This is a genomic window from Shewanella sp. T24-MNA-CIBAN-0130 (genome assembly GCF_040310185.1).
GTDB classification, from domain to species: Bacteria; Pseudomonadota; Gammaproteobacteria; order Enterobacterales; family Shewanellaceae; genus Shewanella; species Shewanella psychromarinicola.
In genome coordinates this window covers 1-613 of sequence record NZ_JBEOPP010000132.1, presented here as the reverse complement: position 1 = coordinate 613, position 613 = coordinate 1, and the positions used below count along the sequence as shown (strand labels likewise).

Here is a 613-nt window from a genome sequence, read left to right as displayed (position 1 = left end):
AGGACTGTTTTCTCGCTTTTTTCTAACCATTCATGCAACGATGTTAAGATTGGCTCAGCCTTTTCCTGCCGGAGTGATTTTCGCTTATCGGGCGGTAATGTTTTTGCCCGCTTTTCTATTGCATACAGTTTTTGAATATAATTGATACCGACTGTTGCTTTGCCGGTTTTCTTCGGTTGCACCGCTAAGGCATCGTGGAATTTGCGTCTGGCGTGTGCCCAGCACCCGACTGGCATTATTCCTTCTATATTGTCGTAAACACTGTAACCATCACATTGTAAATATCCGGCATAATCTGCTAGAAATGCTTCTGGGCAACTGCGTGCACGACTCGGTTGATAATCATAAATAACAACAGGGTTATCGCTAAATTCATTGCTGCGATAGACCCACATATAGGATTTAGTTGCTGCTTTTCTATCTGGTTCATCCAATACTTGCACCGTTGTTTCATCTGCGCACAGCGTTGATTGAGCGAGTAGATTAGCTTTCATCGCAGCAATTAACGGCCTAACTAATTCGGCACTGGCTATGCACCAATTGGCCAGTGTAGCGCGGCTAATATTTAAACCGCCACGGGCAAATATGTCGGTTAACCGATAAAGCGGTAGGG

1 protein-coding gene is annotated in these 613 nt (G+C 44.7%); it reads right to left on the bottom strand.

The features are described from left to right. Positions 1–613: IS66 family transposase (gene tnpC, locus AAEZ02_RS21770; protein ID WP_351125012.1), on the bottom strand; the 613-nt coding region annotated here is incomplete at both ends.